The organism is Nitrosospira sp. TNL200 (genome assembly GCF_055386305.1).
In genome coordinates, this window is the sequence record NZ_AP041003.1 from 3,027,126 (window position 1) to 3,043,841 (window position 16,716).

Below are 16,716 nucleotides of genomic sequence, written 5' to 3' on the forward strand. Positions count from 1 at the left end.
GTTTCCCCGTGTCTGTCATCAAAGTTGCCGATCTCGATCTCAAAGGCAAGCGCGTATTCATCCGTGCCGATCTCAACGTCCCCGTCAAGGATGGCAAGGTTACATCCGACGCGCGCATCACCGCCTCGATGGCCACCATCAATCACTGCTTGAAACAAGGCGCCCGGGTGATGATCACTTCCCATCTGGGCCGTCCGGAAGAAGGAGTATGGACCGAGGAAAATTCTCTCAAACCGGTTGCCGACAACATCGCCGAGCGGCTAGGCAAGCCCGTGCGCTTGATAAAGGACTGGATGGAAAGCGGCGTGGATATCGCGGAAGGCGAGCTGGTTGTTCTGGAAAATTGTCGCTTCAATAAAGGAGAAAAGAAAAACTCTGATGAAACTGCCCGAAAATATGCGAGCCTGTGCGACGTATTCGTGATGGACGCGTTCGGGACGGCCCACCGGGCTGAAGCATCCACTTACGGTATCGCCAGGTACGCACCGGTTGCCTGTGCAGGCATACTGCTGACGGAAGAACTGGACGCGCTGACCAAAGCATTGCTTGATCCGGCACGCCCGATGGTGGCCATAGTCGGTGGCTCCAAGGTTTCAACCAAACTGACGGTGCTGGAATCCCTGTCCCAAAAGGTGGATCAGCTGGTGGTGGGCGGCGGGATAGCGAATACCTTCCTGAAAGCAGCTGGTAAAAATATCGGAAAATCGCTATGCGAAGATGACCTGGTCCCGACCGCGAAAGCGCTGATGGACGAAATGGCCAAACGCAATGCTTCCATTCCCATCGCCGTGGACGTCGTGGTTGGAAAGAAATTTGACGCAAATGAACCGGCGGTCCTGAAAGATGCCGGTTCGGTTGGCGATGACGAAATGATCTTTGATATCGGCCCCAGGAGCGCGAATGAACTGGCGGATATCATCATGAAAGCAGGTACAGTCGTTTGGAATGGCCCGGTCGGCGTATTTGAATTCGATCAATTTGGTGAGGGAACCAGGACTATAGCTATGGCCATTGCCAGCACGAAAGCGTTCACCCTGGCAGGGGGCGGCGATACCATCGCCGCCATCCAGAAATATGACATTTACGACAAGGTATCCTACATCTCCACGGCGGGTGGCGCTTTTCTGGAGTTTCTGGAAGGTAAGAAATTGCCGGCGGTTGAAATACTTGAACAGCGAGCAGGTTAATCCTGAACAGGTTGTGAAGCAGTATCCTCTTGTCTTTGCCTAGAATGATCCGAAGAACCAAAATTGTAGCAACCCTTGGTCCGGCATGCAGGGATCCCAAGGTGCTGGAACGCATGATTAATGCCGGAGTGGATGTGGTGCGGATCAATTTCTCGCACGGCACCCGGCAAGAGCATATCGAATATGTGGAATTGACGCGTTCGCTCGCACGCACCGCAGGGCATGTGATAGGCGTGCTGGCCGACCTGCAGGGACCCAAGATCCGGATCGGCAAGTTCGAGAAAGGCCGGATCACACTTAAAACAGGAGATAAATTCATACTGGATGCCGAGTGCGAGCTCGGCAACGAGGAACGTGTAGGCCTTGATTACAAGGAACTCCCCCACGACGTGGAAACCGGCGCCACCTTGATACTCGACGATGGCCGCATCGTGCTGGGTGTTTCCGGTGTTCAGGGTCTCCAGATCCATTGCGTGGTCGAGCAGGGCGGAGTGCTATCCAATAACAAGGGTATAAACCGGAAGGGGGGCGGCCTGAGCGCTCCCGCTTTGACCAATAAAGACGTCGAAGATATCAAAACAGCCGCGCTGCTGAAGGCGGATTATCTCGCTGTGTCGTTTCCTCGTTCCGGAGAGGATATGCGATGGGCGCGCGCCGTGATGCAGGAAGCAGGTGGTAAAAGTCTGCTGATGGCAAAAGTGGAGCGCTCCGAAGCCATTCTCGCATTGGACGATATCCTGCAGGCATCCGATGCAATTATGGTAGCGCGAGGAGATCTCGCGGTAGAGGTGGGCGACGCGGTGGTGCCCGCTTTGCAAAAACGAATGATACGCACTGCCCGTGCCAACAACAAACTGGTTATCACCGCGACGCAGATGATGGAATCGATGGTCGCCAGTCCGATTCCCACGCGAGCGGAAGTATCGGATGTCGCCAACGCGGTACTGGATGGCACGGATGCTGTCATGCTGTCCGCCGAATCTGCTACGGGGCAGTATCCCGTCGAATCGGTTGCCGCGATGGCGCGTGTGTGCCTGGAGGCGGAAAAGGAATACCTCGTGGGCAGCGAGCTTCGTCGTTTGCAGGGTGGCTTGCCCGATACCATAGAAGAAGCCATTGCGCGGGCGACCATGTTTACCGCCGGCGGGCTTAAAATCCACGCTATCGCCGCGCTTACGCAAAGCGGGCGGACGGTGCTGCTGATGTCGCGCAGAAGTTCGAACGTGCCTATCTTTGCATTAAGCCCGCAGGAAGATACGCGTCGGAAAATGGCGCTGTTTCGCGGGGTCTATCCAGTAAAATTCGGGGGCGGATCGAACGATCCCGAAGTCATTCTGAATCATGCGGAAAATGAGCTGCTCAAGCGGGGCGTTGTCCGTAATGGCGATTTGATCCTCATGACTATTGGTGAACCAGTAGGAAAAGCCGGTGGAACCAATACCATGAAAATTGTTAAGGTGGGGGAGTACAGAAAAGCTTCCGCAAAACCAGAACCGTGACATGGGTGGCATCGAAGCCTGGCTCTTCAATGCCACCGGGCTTTCTTGGTACGATTCGATAGATGGATTTTAACTTTGAAGGAGACTTGAATGGCACTCGTATCATTGCGTCAACTTTTGGATCATGCGGCAGAGAATGGCTATGGGCTTCCTGCTTTCAATGTAAACAATCTGGAGCAAATCCAGGCCATCATGCAAGCGGCGGACGAATGCAATAGTCCCGTGATCATGCAGGGATCCGCAGGTGCGCGCAAGTACGCCGGTGAAGCGTTCTTGCGCCACCTGATAGCAGCAGCGGTGGAATCCTATCCTCATATTCCCATCGTCATGCACCAGGACCATGGCGCATCGCCCGCTGTATGCGTTAATGCCATTCGCAGCGGTTTTTCGAGCGTCATGATGGATGGCTCGCTCGAGGCGGATGCCAAGACCCCATCCTCTTATGAATATAACGTGGAGGTCACGGCAAAAGTGGTGGATATGGCGCATGCCGTCGGCGTGTCTGTGGAGGGGGAGCTGGGTTGCCTGGGATCGCTTGAGTCCGGAATGGGAGAAGCGGAAGATGGCCACGGGGCGGAAGGCAAGCTGTCACACGATCAATTGTTGACCGATCCCGAGCAAGCGGCTGATTTCGTCAAGCAGACTGGCGTCGATGCTCTGGCTATCGCGATTGGTACTTCGCATGGAGCCTATAAATTCACGCGCAAACCCACTGGAGATATTCTGGCCATCGAACGCGTGAAGGAAATCCACCAGCGCATCCCCAATACTCACCTCGTCATGCACGGCTCCAGTTCAGTCCCTCAGGAATGGCTGGATGTTATCCGCGAATATGGCGGGGAAATGAAGGAAACCTATGGTGTTCCGGTGGAGGAAATCCAGGAGGGAATCAAGCATGGGGTACGCAAGATAAATATCGATACGGATATCCGTCTTGCCATGACAGGCGCGATTCGGCGCCATTTGGCAAAGAACAAGAGTGAATTCGACCCCCGCAAGTTCCTGAAGGATGCGACTGCCGCGGCCAAGGATATTTGCAAGGCGCGCTTCGAGGCCTTCGGATGCGCCGGTCAGGCTGACAAGATCAAGCCCATCATGCTGGAAACCATGGCGAACAAATATGCCAAGGGCGAGCTGAAGGCTGTAATCAAGTAGCGGGAGAAGTAGCCCTCGTTCGTATTTACTAATCGCACTGCAAAAAGGCGGCCATTCCGGCCGCCTTTTTTCTTATATGAATGTACCGCAAGTTCGATGAGTTTCCGCGGAAACAGGCTACCAGAATGGCTCGGCTTCAATAAAACCTTTCCAGGCATTCATGAAGTGTTCTTTATCGCCAAGAGGTCTCACACTCCAGCCCAGCATAATGCCAATTGCTTCGCACAGATTTTTCCCATCGTTTTCCGAAGATACCTCGCCCAGAAGCCGTTCCACGTTAGCCGCATCGTTCATCGCGCCTAAAATATCCTGAATCTCCGATAATGACTGGATGTATTGTTTCGTTTTCTTATTCTTATGGGGATAGGCGCTGGCAAAGAACTCCGCCGCATATCGATGTTTCTTGATTACAATCCGTAGCGCATGGAGTTCAGTCTCGTCCAGGCTCACGAGTTTCTTGCCATATTTTCCTAATTGTCGCCGGCGACGCTCCAGTAGCGCTGTGGCAAATTCCTTCACCGGCGTTTCCGGCTTCAGGTTCGTCGAACGGTCTGCTTCCGATGGAAATGATTCACTCCAGTCTCCGGTACATGCGCACCTGCCCAGCCTCAGCATCAACTCCGTGTAGCGTTGTGATTCCACAGCAGAGCATGCTTCACGGTTAAAATGCCGGCGCCGCCTTTCGCATCTGTCTTTCAGTTCCTCCATCCCTGGATGACCGGGAAAACAGGCATCGACCTGAGCCAGTACTTCTGTAACGAATACATCCCAGTCTCGCGCGGAACTCAACATTCCAGACAACCATTTCAGCTCGTGGACAAGCGGCCCGGATGAAATTTCGGGATAAACCTGTGAAAACATGCCCATGGAGGAACGCAGGCGTCGCAATCCCACTCGCATCTGATGCAGATGTTCAATGTCGCGCCCTTGCAGCATGCCTGTTTCATTGCCATGTAAATGGCTCACGCAATTCCACACTATGGCCAGGAATGCTTCACTTGCGCTCATTTCAGCACGAAGCTGAACCGGCACGGCCTTCACTGGCGGAGACCAATTGCCCGTCGCAAGCGCATAGCCTCGCTCGGCCTTGCTCACGCTCTCCAGCCTGAAGGATACATCGGACAGCAAATCCAGGGCAAACTGGAACAAAGCCGAAATGCTGCCGGCTCGCAATTCCAGTTCGATCTCGCATACCGGGGTATCCCTGCTGCCGGCAATAATTTTCCCGCGGTCGAGACAAAACTCCACCTCGCCGCCATCAGGAAATCTGAGCAGGCGGGTGGTACGATGGAAATCAGTGATAAACACAGGTTGCAACTGCTCGCGCAGTGTACCCGGAGCGAACAGCCGGGCTAAGGATGGGTCGGTGATCTTCGTAAAATCCGGATGTGCTTTTAGCACCTGTGCTTCAAACTCACTCCTCTGGTGTAGACCTGCTGCCGCGGCGCCGCCCCCTTTTATGGTTTGAAACCAGTGCCTGCCGATACGGCGCAGCCGGAATGCCAGCCCTCCATGCCGGAGGTCCATATCAGGTGTGTCGTAGTAAATGCTGTAAAACCTGCGGGTTACGGAACGGGAAACGCTGAGGGATTTTAGCAAAGGCTGCCGCTGAAGGCGGGAAACACCATCAGGCGGTAATTGCAGCTTCAACTCGGTCTCGGTAAACACGGTGTATTCTTACATTGCCTTCATAGTCCTAAGGAAGCGCTGAACAAATCATCATTTGATCGAAGATGGCACGAGCAGGCGGCACTCATTCATCATTTACATCGACGCGGGCAAGAAATGCCTGCTCTGCTCCTGTTTTTGGGCGGCATTTGCCCTGTTTTCCCGCGAATTTCATCGTTTCGCCTATTTCAGGACGCACCTTGGGCGTCGAGTGCAAACCGTCGCCGCTTGGCGATCAGCAGATTCGCCAATCCGAAGAGGGTATAAAGCTGTGCCGTGTTTTTGGCCAGTCCGCGATAGCGCACCTTCTTCATGCCGAAGAGGTTCTTGACGATGTGGAAGGGATGCTCGACCTTGGCCCGCACACTCGCCTTGATCTGCTCGATCTGCTCCTTCAGGCGGCCAATTGGAGTATCCGGCAACGTCTTGCGCTTGCCGGGGCGCATCGCTACTTCCCATTGAACTTCGGTATTCAGGTTCTCTTCCCGTTTCTCGACACCCTGATAGCCAGCGTCGCCAAAGACAACCTTCTCATTCCCATGCAACAGCGCATGGGCTTGGGTAACGTCATGGGTATTGGCTGGCGTGGTAACCAGCGTATGGGTAATGCCAGACTCGACATCGACGCCAATGTGGGCCTTCATGCCAAAGTGCCACTGGTTGCCTTTCCTGGCTTGGTGCATCTCTGGATCACGCCCGCCACTCTGGTTTTTGGTCGAGGACGGGGCTGCGATGATCGTCGCATCGACGACGGTGCCCTCCTTGAGAATCAACCCCTTCACGGCCAGCAAGGTATTGATGGCGGCAAAGATGCGCTCGGTCAGCTTGTTGTCTTCAAGCAGGCGACGGAACTTGAGCAGGGTGGTGGCATCCGGTGCCGACTCACGCAACAGGTCAATCCCGACAAAGGACCGGAGAGCCTGACTGTCGTAAATGGCATCTTCAATGCCTTCATCCGAAAGACCAAAGCATTGCTGGGCGATGTACATGCGCAGCATGCGTTCCACGCCAATCGGTGGACGACCACGGCCTGTGCCCTTGGGGTAGAATGGCTCAATCTCGGCCACCAGTGCCAACCACGGTGTCACAGCATTGATCTGGCCGAGAAATCGGTCGCGTCGCGTCACCTTCTTCTTCGCCGCGTATTCCAGGTCAGAAAAACTCCCTTGCATCGCCAAGTGCCTATCTGTTTTCAATGCACCAATTCTCGCATGTCATCCACTGCCTCCGTTCGTCAAAATGCATTAAATCAGCGTTTCCCTAAATCCGGTAGTTGACCGCCCTTCTTTAGTTTGCAACCATGATCCACAAAGATTTTCGCGATATTCGACGTGCACCTGCGTGGTGAGTTCGCTATAAGGCGAATTGTGCAATTTTTGCAGCACATGGCTGCGTTGCAACCCTCTGAAATGGAATGGCCATTCCGCGTCGTTGCGCCTTGCCCTGCACCCCAAAAACCGCACACTCCACCCTGTCCAATTGCCGGATTCAGGATAATTCAACTCTGTTTGGCCGCCGCCAGCTCCGTCAGCAACGCCTCTTGCGCGCAGAGTTTCCTATTTCCCCTTACGGACCTCCTGCGGTAATTACCTTCGCCATCCATTTCCCAGGCCTGCTGGTTGTCCCTGAGATAGACATTCAGGCCTTCAGTAAGTACTCGCTTCTTGAGTCTCGCCTCCAGGATGGGGAAGCATATTTCGATGCGGCGAAAAAAATTTCGATCCATCCAGTCGGCGCTGGAAAGATATATCGAGTGCTCTCCGCCGTTATGGAAATAGAAAATCCGGCTATGCTCAAGAAAGCGTCCTACTATTGATCGCACCGTAATCCTCTCCGACAATCCTGCAATTCCCGGACGCAATGCGCAGACTCCCCGGACGATCAAGTCGATTTTTACTCCAGCTCCCGAAGCGGCATAAAGCGCCTTGATCACTTCCGGTTCAAGGAGAGCATTCATTTTAGCAATAATGCGCGCTGATTTTCCCGATTTGGCATTTTGGGCTTCGCGACCAATAGCGTTCAGCATTTCGGCATGAAAGCTGAAAGGGGACTGCCATAAGTGCCTTAGTTTTCCAGCCTTGCCCAGACCTGTCAGCTGCATGAATACCTCATTCACATCCGCACACACTTCTTCGTTACAGGTAAACAAGCCAAAGTCTGTGTACTGCCGGGCGGTACTCGCATGGTAATTACCCGTCCCGACATGGACGTAACGGCGCAGCTTCCCTTCTTCGCGCCGCACCACCATTGCCATTTTTGCGTGGGTCTTATGACCTACCACGCCGTAAACGACGTGCGCCCCCACTTCTTCCAGCCGCCCGGCCCAATTGATATTGGCTTCCTCATCGAACCGCGCCAGCAACTCCACCACTACGGTGACCTCCTTGCCACTACTGGCTGCGGCGATAAGGGCCGCCATAATCTGAGAGTCTGCTCCAGTGCGATAAACCGTCTGCTTGATCGCGACGACATCCGGGTCCGTCGAGGCCTGCTGGAGAAAATGAATGACCGGCTGAAAGGATTGATAGGGATGATGCAGCAGAATATCGTTATTCCGTATCATGTGGAAGATATCCATCGCCTTTCTCTTTTGCAGCGTTTGCGGCAAGCCCGGCATGAATCCGGGATACTTCAGATCCGGCCGTTCGATACGATCAGGAACCTGCATGATCCGCACAAGGTTTACTGGTCCTTCCACCTGGTAAAAATCATCATGCGCCAGATCCAGCTGTTCCAGCAGAAAATCCGCCATGTGTCGAGGACAATTATCCGCCACTTCCAGCCGTACGGCGTTGCCCAAATGCCGCTGAGGCAATTCACCCTGCAAGGCGATGCGCAAATTTTTGACTTCTTCTTCATCCACGAACAACTCGCTGTTGCGGGTGGCGCGGAACTGATAACAGCCCAGCACATTCATGCCGGAAAACAACTCACCCACGTGGGCGTGAAGAATGGAGGATAGAAACACGAAACTATATGCGCCGCCTCCAATTTCTTCCGGCAACTGGATTACCCTAGGCAGCACACGTGGCGCCTGTACGATCGCCGTTCCTGAACTTCGGCCGAACGCGTCCTTGCCTTCCAGCTCCACCGCAAAATTCAGGCTCTTGTTGAGCACGCGGGGGAAAGGATGCGATATGTCGAGCCCTATCGGAGTCAACACCGGCATCAGTTCGCGAAAATAGTATTCCCTGATCCATTCACGTTGGGCGTCATTCCAGGTGGCCCGGCGCAGGAAGCGAATCCCCTCCTGCGCAAGCCCAGGCAGAATTTCCTCATTCAACAACTGGTACTGCCGTGCGACCAGCGCATGAGTCTCTTCGGAAACCTGCCTGAATACCTGGCGCGGCAATATCCCGTCCGGGCCAAGGACGGGTGTATCGATCTTGATCTGCTCTTTCAGTCCGGCTACACGAACTTCGAAAAACTCGTCCAGGTTGCTGCTGACTATGCAAAGAAACTTCAGTCGCTCCAATAGGGGAATGGTTCGATCTTCGGCTTGAGCAAGGACGCGCCGATTGAACGCAATTTGTCCAAGTTCCCGGTTAAGAAACGGGTTGCCCGGTTGTAGGTCTGTCACGATAGCAGGTTCAGGTCTGGTCCCGATAGCCGGGGGGGTTGGCGAACTAGGCCTGTTAACAGGCCCCAGAGGTCACAACTCATTCATGCTTACAGCAGCTTATTTCACCGGGGGCACGTAACCTGCGGGCTGCTCGGCCCCGCTCCCAAAAAAATAGGCTTCGAGTTGCCCGGCCAGATATTTGCGAGCCTTGATGTCCGCCAGATTCAAGCGGTTTTCGTTGACCAGCATGGTTTGATGCCTGATCCATCCAGTCCACGCGTCCTTCGACACGCTGTCAAAGATACGTCTGCCCAGCTCGCCAGGATAGGGCGGGAATTCCAGTCCCTCTGCTTCACGGCCCAGCTTGACGCACTTAACCATTCTTCCCATCGACTCCTCCCCTGACAAACAAATGAATCCGCATTCCCATGTTCGTGTACGAAGGCCGGGAACAGCAGGACATCCGCGGATACCGTGGCGCAGATACTGTGGCCATCGGCGGGCATATGAAGGATTACAGCTACAAGCGTTTTACGAATACCTTGGAACGCCGCTGATAATTGTATAGGCCCCGCTTGACCTTCGGTAGTTCCTCCACCCCCGTTTCGTAAAACCCCCGTTCGACGAACCAATGCGCGGTTCGGGTAGTAAGAACGAACAGCTTTTTGCTGCCTTGGGACCTTGCCCTGGCCTCGATGTTCTTCAGCAGCGCGTCGCCGCAACCCGTGCTTCGGTATTCCGGGTGCACGGTAAGGCACGCAAGCTCGGTTGCGTTGTCATCGGCAAAGGGATAGAGCGCTGCGCAGCCTGTTATCATGCGGTCGTGCTCTACGACGACAAACCTCTCTATCTCCATTTCCAACAGTTCACGGTTGCGCCTCACCAGGGTACCATCGGTTTCCAGTGGTCCTATCAGTTGTAAAATAGCGCCGACATCCTCTATCCTTGCCTGGCGCAAATTCTGCAGCGGCCCTTCCGATATCATGCTTCCAATACCGCTATGGGTGAACAATTCCTGCAGCACAGCGCCATCCACATGCCGGCTGACGAGATGAACACGTGATACTCCCCCCTGACAGGCATGAATTGCAAACGGGAGATACAATTGGGCGTCGTCCGAAAGCGTGCTGGTGCCATCGGATAATTTTGCGAGCAGCGCCTTGCCTTCTTCCACCGTCAGTTCATGCAGCAATGAAGGCTCGGAATCGCTGCAGTCCGCTTGCTGTATGCCCGCGCTATCCATCAGGAAAATCAGTTTTTCCGCCTTCAGCACGATTGCCGCTTCAGCGGCGACGTTTTCCAGGGTGAGATTGAATATTTCTCCGGTAGGAGAGTAGCCCAGCGGCGAGAGCAGCACCAGCTCGCCCTGTTCCAGGCGGGAACGAATTCCCGCCGCATCGACCTTTCGCACTTCGCCCGTATGCATCAGGTCAATACCTTCAATTACTCCGATAGGACGAGCAACGACAAAGTTTCCACTGGCCACCCTGATTGCGGCGTTGGCCATGGGCGAGTTCGGCAGCCCCATCGACAGCAATGCCTCGATCTCCACCCGGACGCGTCCAATGGATTCCTTGACGCATTGCAGAGTAGCAGCATCAGTTACACGCATATCCCTTACATATGTCGTCTGCAAATCATGTTCAGCGAGCCGGGCCTCGATTTGCGGCCGCGCTCCATGCACAAGCACGAGTCTGACTCCCAGGCTGGCAAGGATATTAAGATCATGAACCAGTTCGACAAATTTACCGTCTGCAACCACCTCGCCACCGAACGCCACAACGAAAACCTTGTTGCGAAAGGCGTTGATATAAGGGGCAACCGAGCGGAACCAGGTTACGAAATCGCTGTTTAATTCCATGTCTGAATATGACATGCTGTGTAAATTGGGTTTCTTATAGAAACGGGGGAGCGACTCGGCCGCGCCCGCCCTGCAGGCTCCTATTTCGTCAAATCAGTAGTCGCCGCATAGCGCCTGCATGGCAGCCAATGCTGCCAACCCCGCACTCTCGGTGCGAAGCAGCCGCTTTCCCAGACGCAACGGAGTACATCCCGCCATAACAGCGGCAGCTTCCTCGTCTGTGTCGAAACCGCCTTCAGGCCCTACGAGAAGATCTATTCGGCTCAGACCAGGCAGCCTGGGAAAATCACGCAAACCTTCTGCAGCAGTCGGCGAAAGCATGAAGCATTTTTGCGAATCCGGATTATCCATATCCTTGCATTCATCTGGCACTCCTTCGAGCCAGCTTGACAATGGCATCAACGGTAGTACGGGAGGAATGCGGTTTCTACCGCACTGCTCGCAGGCAGAAATGACAACATCCTGCCAGTGCCTCATCCTTTTCTCGGCCCTTTCCTTCGAAAGCTGGACCACGCCGAACCGGGCCGTAACCGGCTGAAAGCGGGAAACCCCCAGCTCCACGCTCTTTTGCACGATCCAGTCCATTTTTTCGTTGCTGCACAAAGCCTGAACGAGCGTTATGTCAAGCGGCGATTCACGCTCAATACCCAGATGCGCTTCTGGAATGACGGTGACGCTTTTTGGGCTGGTATCCAGAATTTCGGCTGGATATTCTCCTCCATCGCCATTGAACAATGTCAGTTTATCTCCTTTTTTAAGCCTCACCACATGAAACGCGTGGTGTGCGACGGTCTTGGGCAACGCGAGGGCGTGTCCCGCAACAATAGTTCCGGGGCAATAAAACCGGGGGTACGTTTCCGTTTTTGCAGATGAAACGGGATGGCGATAAATGATAGCCTCCCATGTTAGACTATTTGTATTTCTTTCCCCACTTGAGAGAAAACGCGAACTTGATTCGATTGAATGATAACCTGTTGCTTCGATTATATCCGTTACGCATTTTTGTTGCTTGCTTCGGCCGGTGTCTTCCGGAGCGCGGAATCGCTTCTAATCTAAATTATCCATAAGGAGAAAGTATGGCGAGCCTGGAAACGCCAGTTTGCAACTTTGGCTGGGAAGCGGTGGATTTCGATTTGCGGGGAGTGGATGGCAAGCGCTACGACCTTTCAGCCGCGAGAGGGGAAAAAGGATTGCTGGTCATGTTCATCTGCAATCATTGTCCTTATGTGAAGGCGGTTCGGGATCGCATCATCCGCGATGTGAAGGAACTGCGCCCATATGGCATCCGCGCTGTCGCCATCATGTCGAATGATCCCGCCGATTATCCCGAGGACTCGTTCGAAAACATGGTGAAAATCGCAAGGGAATACGATTTTCCCTTCCCCTATGTCTGGGATGAAGACCAGGAGATCGCAAAAGCCTATGGTGCCGTGTGCACGCCCGATTTCTTCGGATTCAATGACAAACTTGAACTGCAATACCGGGGACGGCTGGATGCATCCCGCAAGGAAGCCGCGCCCCCGGATGCCCGCCGCGATCTTTTTGAAGCCATGGTCCAGATCGCTGAATCCGGACAAGGGCCAAAAGACCAGATTCCCAGTATCGGTTGTTCCATCAAATGGCGGGCGGGATAGCACGTGCTCCATGAAGTCATTTCGACGGTCAGGGTAGTGGCGCAACAGGAAATCATACCGCGCTATCTGAAGGTTGCCCGCCAGCGCAAAGCGGATGGAAGCCTGTTTACCGAAGCCGACCTTGCCACCCAGGAAGCGCTATCGCGTGAATTGCAAAAGATCCACGCCGGCGCCGTGGTGGGGGAAGAAATGCCGGAACAGGAGCAAATCAGTCAATGGCGGGCGGGAGAAGCCGGGTTGTGGTGCATGGATCCTATAGACGGCACGTCGAATTTCGTAAATGGATTGCCTTATTTTGCCGTTTCGGTAGCGTTGATGCAAAACGGCAAAAGCGTGCTTGGCGTCGTTTACAACCCGGTGGCAGATGAAATGTTTTATGCCGAGCAAGGCAGCGGCGCATTCCTGAATGGCGAAAAATTACCGCTCAAGGAACATGTGCCGCCCTTTCGCAACGCCATCGCCAATGTCGACTTGAAGCGGCTGGGACCCCAGCTCGCACAGAACATCTGTCTGCAACGGCCTTTCTCCTCTCAACGAAATTATGGGTCCTGCGCGCTTGAATGGTGCTATACCGCCGCCGGCCGTTTTGACCTCTACCTCCATGGGGGGCAAAAGCTGTGGGATTACGCTGCTGGCTGCCTCATCCTGAAGGAAGCGGGAGGGCACATGTGTGGTTTCAACGAGGATGACTTCTGGGCGGAACCACTCTGGCAGCGTTCCGCCATTGCCGCCCTTGACAGGGGGTTGTTCGAACAATGGCGCGACTGGATTCGCGCTCATCGGTGAAACAACTATCTTCGATAAAAATAGAGCGATAGTCTGATATATTAAGGTTATATTAAAATCCTGTCGCTGTAGTTTCTCGTAACACAGCAAAATGAGGGTAATAGAGATAGAAATTGTGCTTTGAGCAAGAGGTCTTGAATACAGACACCCAAAGCCACATAACGGTATGACCCCCATTTCGTTCTACTTTTCGTCTGCATAGGTGAGCTAGGCCATTGAGAACTATAAAACTTCGCAAGCAACAACTTTTGAAAAGGCAGTTCTCGATTAAATTACCATCTCTAGCGGCAGAGGGAGATTTTTTAATGCGAGCTACGGCCAAAAATTTATCGATATTAATAGTTTCTGCTGCATTGGTTAGTGGAGGTCTTATCGGGTGCAACAAGCCGAAAGATGCCGACACTTTGATCTCAGAAGCAAAAAATTATCAACAGAAGGGAGACGATAAAGCAGCCGTTATCCAACTCAAAAATGCTCTTCAGGAAAATCCCAATAATCCTGAAGCCCGCTATCTTTTGGGTTTGACTTATAACAAGATTGGCGATTTACAATCAGCGGAGAAAGAGCTTCGCAAAGCCCTTAACCTGGGAATGAGCCCTGATAAGGTATTGCCCGACCTGGGGTTAACTTTGCTGAGCTTAGGTCAGTTCCAGCAGGTTCTCGATGAGACAAAAACACTTTCAGATAAGCAGAATTCGGCAGAGATTTCCACGCTGAGAGGGAACGCGTTATTGGGGCTGGGCAAGGTTGAGGACGCCAAGAACTCGTTTGAGCAGGCCCTTGCTGTCAAACCGGATTTTGGGGGTGCATTGATCGGATTGGCACGATACTCACTTTCAAAGAGCGATCTCCAAACTGCGACACAATATTCGGAACAGGCGGTAGCCAGAAATCCTGAAAATCCGGACACCTGGTTTTTTAAGGCCGACCTGCTACGTATCAAAGGGGAAGTCGATCCGGCCCTGGCCGCATATGATCAGGTTTTGAAGCTTAAACCGAATAGCTCTCTTGCCTATCTGAATAAGGCTTTCATAGAAATCGGCGCGGGAAAATTAGATTCCGCTAAAACGAATATAGAAGCAGCCCGCAAAGTGGCACCCGGCAATGGGATGATCCTCTATGCCCAGGCCCTGCTCGATTACACGCAAGGCAACTATTCTGCCGCATTGGAGCCTGTACAGCAGATATTAAGCAAAGCACCGGAACATCTGCCTAGCATACTACTTGCTGGCGCGGTGCAATTGGCCCTTGGGTCGTCACTCCAGGCAGAGCAGCATCTGAAACATTATCTGGAGAAAGATCCCAAAAATCTTTATGCACGCAAATTGCTAGCTTCCGCCCTGCTGAAAAACCGCCAACCGGGACGAGCGATTGAAGTACTGACCCCCGCACTAAAAGACACGCAACAGGATTCCCAGCTATTTGCTCTGGCGGGTGAAGCTTATATGCAATCCAGGAATTTTGCAAAAGCAACGGAATATTTTGAAAAGGGAAGCACTCTCTCGCCCCAAAGCGCATTGCTGCATACTGCCCTAAGCATGAGCAAAATGGGACAAGGCGAGAACGATCGGGCCGTGGCTGAGCTGGAAATAGCAACAAAGCTGAACCCCAAATTATCCCAGGCAGGCATCCTGCTTATCATGACTCATCTTCGAAACAAACAGTACGACAAGGCCTTAATAGCGGCACAGGGGCTTGAGAAGGAGCAGCCAGACAATCCCCTGGTCTATAATCTCAAAGGCGGTATCTACCTGAACAAGAAAGACATGCGCAGCGCACGCGCAAGTTTTGAAAAAGCGTTGTCGGTTGATCCCGCTTATTTCCCGGCTATTGTAAATCTTGCAGAGCTAGACCTGCTGGAAAAAAAACCGGACGCCGCCAAAGAGCGCTTTAAAGGCATTTTAGTAAAGGATAAAAAGAATATTCAGGCAATGACAGCGCTGTCCGCCCTTGCGCTCAGTCAGGGAGAGAGTAAGGAGGCCACGCAGTGGCTGGAACGCGCCAGCAACGAAAACCCTGATTCGCTCCAGCCTGCTCTGGCGCTAGGGTCTCACTACCTCCGTTCAGGGGAAAAACAAAAAGCTTTGGCACTTGCCAAGAAACTGCAGGGCATTCACCCTCACGACACCAGTGTGCTGGAGCTTTTGGCGCAAGCCGAATTTGCCAACGGAAACAGGGCTGCCGCCCTAGAGAGTTATAATAAACTTGCCGTTGCAATGCCAGAGTCTGCTCTCGCTCAGTTGCATATCGCCTCCGTGCACATGGCAATGGAGAACCGCTCGGCCGCATCGGAAGCGTTGAAAAAAGCGCTGGCTATAAAACCCGATTACCTGGATGCACAATTGGCGCAGATCGCGCTTGAGTCACAGCAGGGGAATTATGACAAAGCCATTATGATTTCCCATCAGATTCAGGAACAGCAAGGCAAGTCGCCCGTTGGATACATAGCAGAAGGAGATCTGCTAATGATGTACAAAAAACCAGCACTTGCTGCCGCAGCTTACGAAAGAGCTTTCGCTATCAATAAGAATCAATCAATCTTGGTGAAGTTGCATGGAGCACTCCTTGAGTCGGGAAAAGGTAAGGAAGCAAACTCGCGTTTGTTTCAGTGGCTGAAGGAACATCCTGCCGATACGCCTATTCGAATGTATCTTGCTCAAGTCTATCTTGGAAACCGGGAGAACAAGCCTGCGATAGAACAATATCAGGCTATTTTGCGGCAAGATTCCAAATATATTCCCGCACTGAACAATCTCGCTACCGCTTACCATCAGGAGAAAGACCCTCTAGCCCTGGAGTATGCAGAAAAAGCCTATCACCTGGCGCCGGATAACCCCTCTATACTAGATACGCTGGGATGGATATTAGTGGAACAGGGCGACATTGCCCGAGGTCTGCCACTTTTGCAGAAGGCAATTTCGTTGGCACCGGAGACGGCAGAAATTCGTTATCATTTTGCCGCTGGACTGGCTAAATCGGGGGAAAAAACTCAAGCTCGTAAAGAACTTGAACGACTCCTGCGTAAGGGGGAGCAGTTTGCCAGTGTTAATGAGGCGCGGCTATTGCTTAAGCAAATACAGTAAGCAACGTTCGTCTCCAATGATTGGAGGCCCAAAGATCGAGCAATTGCTCCGAGAATTCGCTGCCGTTATCAACAAAATATACTGAGAAGAACTCAGGCCGGCCGCGAACTGGTTTAATGTAGCACCACATACTCGCTTCGCAAGCACTGACCCATTCCATCGCTAATGCTTCCTTGTTGAAGACGTCGACAATCGTCAGTGTACGGAACTTCATGCCGTTAGCGAGCTGGTCCGCCACAAATCCATCCTCTATGCTTCATTGGGTTTGGTCGGTTTGATCT

The 16,716-nt window shown here is 53.1% G+C and carries 13 protein-coding genes; 6 read left to right on the forward strand and 7 right to left on the reverse strand.

The genetic code is table 11. The features are described 5' to 3' along the window. Nucleotides 1-8 precede the first annotated feature (8 nt). From ACZ5CE_RS13665 to fba, 3 genes are all read left to right on the forward strand, one after another. Complete coding sequence (locus tag ACZ5CE_RS13665; protein ID WP_464575453.1) at nt 9-1,187, forward strand: phosphoglycerate kinase; 1,179 nt, start codon at nt 9-11, stop codon at nt 1,185-1,187. 44 nt (nt 1,188-1,231) lie between these two features. Further along, nucleotides 1,232-2,686, forward strand: coding sequence for a pyruvate kinase (gene pyk / locus ACZ5CE_RS13670; RefSeq protein WP_464577533.1), 1,455 nt, complete (start codon nt 1,232-1,234; stop codon nt 2,684-2,686). A 90-nt stretch (nt 2,687-2,776) separates the two neighbouring features. Beyond that, the gene (gene fba / locus ACZ5CE_RS13675) at nt 2,777-3,841 is read left to right on the forward strand and encodes a class II fructose-bisphosphate aldolase (RefSeq protein WP_464575454.1); all 1,065 of its coding nucleotides are present in this window, start codon (nt 2,777-2,779) and stop codon (nt 3,839-3,841) included. Nucleotides 3,842-3,958: 117 nt separating this feature from the next. Here the strand turns inward: fba and ACZ5CE_RS13680 are convergent, their stop codons facing one another. From ACZ5CE_RS13680 to ACZ5CE_RS13705, 6 genes are all read right to left on the reverse strand, one after another. Continuing rightward, a complete protein-coding gene (locus ACZ5CE_RS13680; RefSeq protein WP_464575455.1) occupies nt 3,959-5,509 on the reverse strand; it encodes a CYTH and CHAD domain-containing protein in 1,551 nt (516 codons plus the stop codon). Between the two features lie 188 nt (nt 5,510-5,697). Beyond that, nucleotides 5,698-6,681, reverse strand: a complete 984-nt coding sequence (locus tag ACZ5CE_RS13685) for an IS5 family transposase (RefSeq protein WP_464574943.1) — start codon at nt 6,679-6,681, stop codon at nt 5,698-5,700. 326 nt (nt 6,682-7,007) lie between these two features. Then, nucleotides 7,008-9,089 (reverse strand): polyphosphate kinase 1, encoded by a 2,082-nt coding sequence (gene ppk1 / locus ACZ5CE_RS13690; RefSeq protein WP_464575456.1) that lies wholly within the window; start codon nt 9,087-9,089, stop codon nt 7,008-7,010. Nucleotides 9,090-9,188: 99 nt separating this feature from the next. Further along, nucleotides 9,189-9,461, reverse strand: a complete 273-nt coding sequence (locus ACZ5CE_RS13695; protein WP_464575457.1) for an oxidative damage protection protein — start codon at nt 9,459-9,461, stop codon at nt 9,189-9,191. A gap of 130 nt (nt 9,462-9,591) precedes the next feature. Then, the gene (gene argA / locus ACZ5CE_RS13700) at nt 9,592-10,932 is read right to left on the reverse strand and encodes an amino-acid N-acetyltransferase (RefSeq protein WP_464575458.1); all 1,341 of its coding nucleotides are present in this window, start codon (nt 10,930-10,932) and stop codon (nt 9,592-9,594) included. A 93-nt stretch (nt 10,933-11,025) separates the two neighbouring features. Continuing rightward, nucleotides 11,026-11,826, reverse strand: a complete 801-nt coding sequence (locus tag ACZ5CE_RS13705; protein ID WP_464577534.1) for a 16S rRNA (uracil(1498)-N(3))-methyltransferase — start codon at nt 11,824-11,826, stop codon at nt 11,026-11,028. Nucleotides 11,827-12,008: 182 nt separating this feature from the next. On the opposite strand from ACZ5CE_RS13705, the gene ACZ5CE_RS13710 reads away from it, so the two are divergent. From ACZ5CE_RS13710 to prsT, 3 genes are all read left to right on the forward strand, one after another. Next, nucleotides 12,009-12,566 carry a thioredoxin family protein gene (locus ACZ5CE_RS13710; protein WP_464575459.1) on the forward strand — a complete coding sequence of 186 codons (558 nt, stop codon included), beginning with the start codon at nt 12,009-12,011 and terminating at the stop codon, nt 12,564-12,566. Between the two features lie 3 nt (nt 12,567-12,569). Continuing rightward, nucleotides 12,570-13,352, forward strand: coding sequence for an inositol monophosphatase family protein (locus tag ACZ5CE_RS13715; protein WP_464575460.1), 783 nt, complete (start codon nt 12,570-12,572; stop codon nt 13,350-13,352). Nucleotides 13,353-13,567: 215 nt separating this feature from the next. Continuing rightward, nucleotides 13,568-16,435: an XrtA/PEP-CTERM system TPR-repeat protein PrsT gene (prsT, locus tag ACZ5CE_RS13720; protein ID WP_464575461.1), complete on the forward strand. Its 2,868-nt coding sequence runs from the start codon at nt 13,568-13,570 to the stop codon at nt 16,433-16,435. Here the strand turns inward: prsT and ACZ5CE_RS13725 are convergent. Further along, complete coding sequence (locus ACZ5CE_RS13725) at nt 16,419-16,673, reverse strand: hypothetical protein (RefSeq protein ID WP_464575462.1); 255 nt, start codon at nt 16,671-16,673, stop codon at nt 16,419-16,421. The genes prsT and ACZ5CE_RS13725 overlap by 17 nt on opposite strands. Nucleotides 16,674-16,716: the final 43 nt, after the last annotated feature.

Coding starts and splice junctions, on each gene's coding strand:
- pyk (WP_464577533.1), top strand. CDS start 1,232: ATGATCCGAAGAACCAAAATTGTAGCAACCCTTGGTCCGGCATGCAGG.
- fba (WP_464575454.1), top strand. CDS start 2,777: ATGGCACTCGTATCATTGCGTCAACTTTTGGATCATGCGGCAGAGAAT.
- ACZ5CE_RS13685 (WP_464574943.1), bottom strand. CDS start 6,681: ATGCAAGGGAGTTTTTCTGACCTGGAATACGCGGCGAAGAAGAAGGTG.
- ACZ5CE_RS13695 (WP_464575457.1), bottom strand. CDS start 9,461: ATGGGAAGAATGGTTAAGTGCGTCAAGCTGGGCCGTGAAGCAGAGGGA.
- argA (WP_464575458.1), bottom strand. CDS start 10,932: ATGGAATTAAACAGCGATTTCGTAACCTGGTTCCGCTCGGTTGCCCCT.
- ACZ5CE_RS13710 (WP_464575459.1), top strand. CDS start 12,009: ATGGCGAGCCTGGAAACGCCAGTTTGCAACTTTGGCTGGGAAGCGGTG.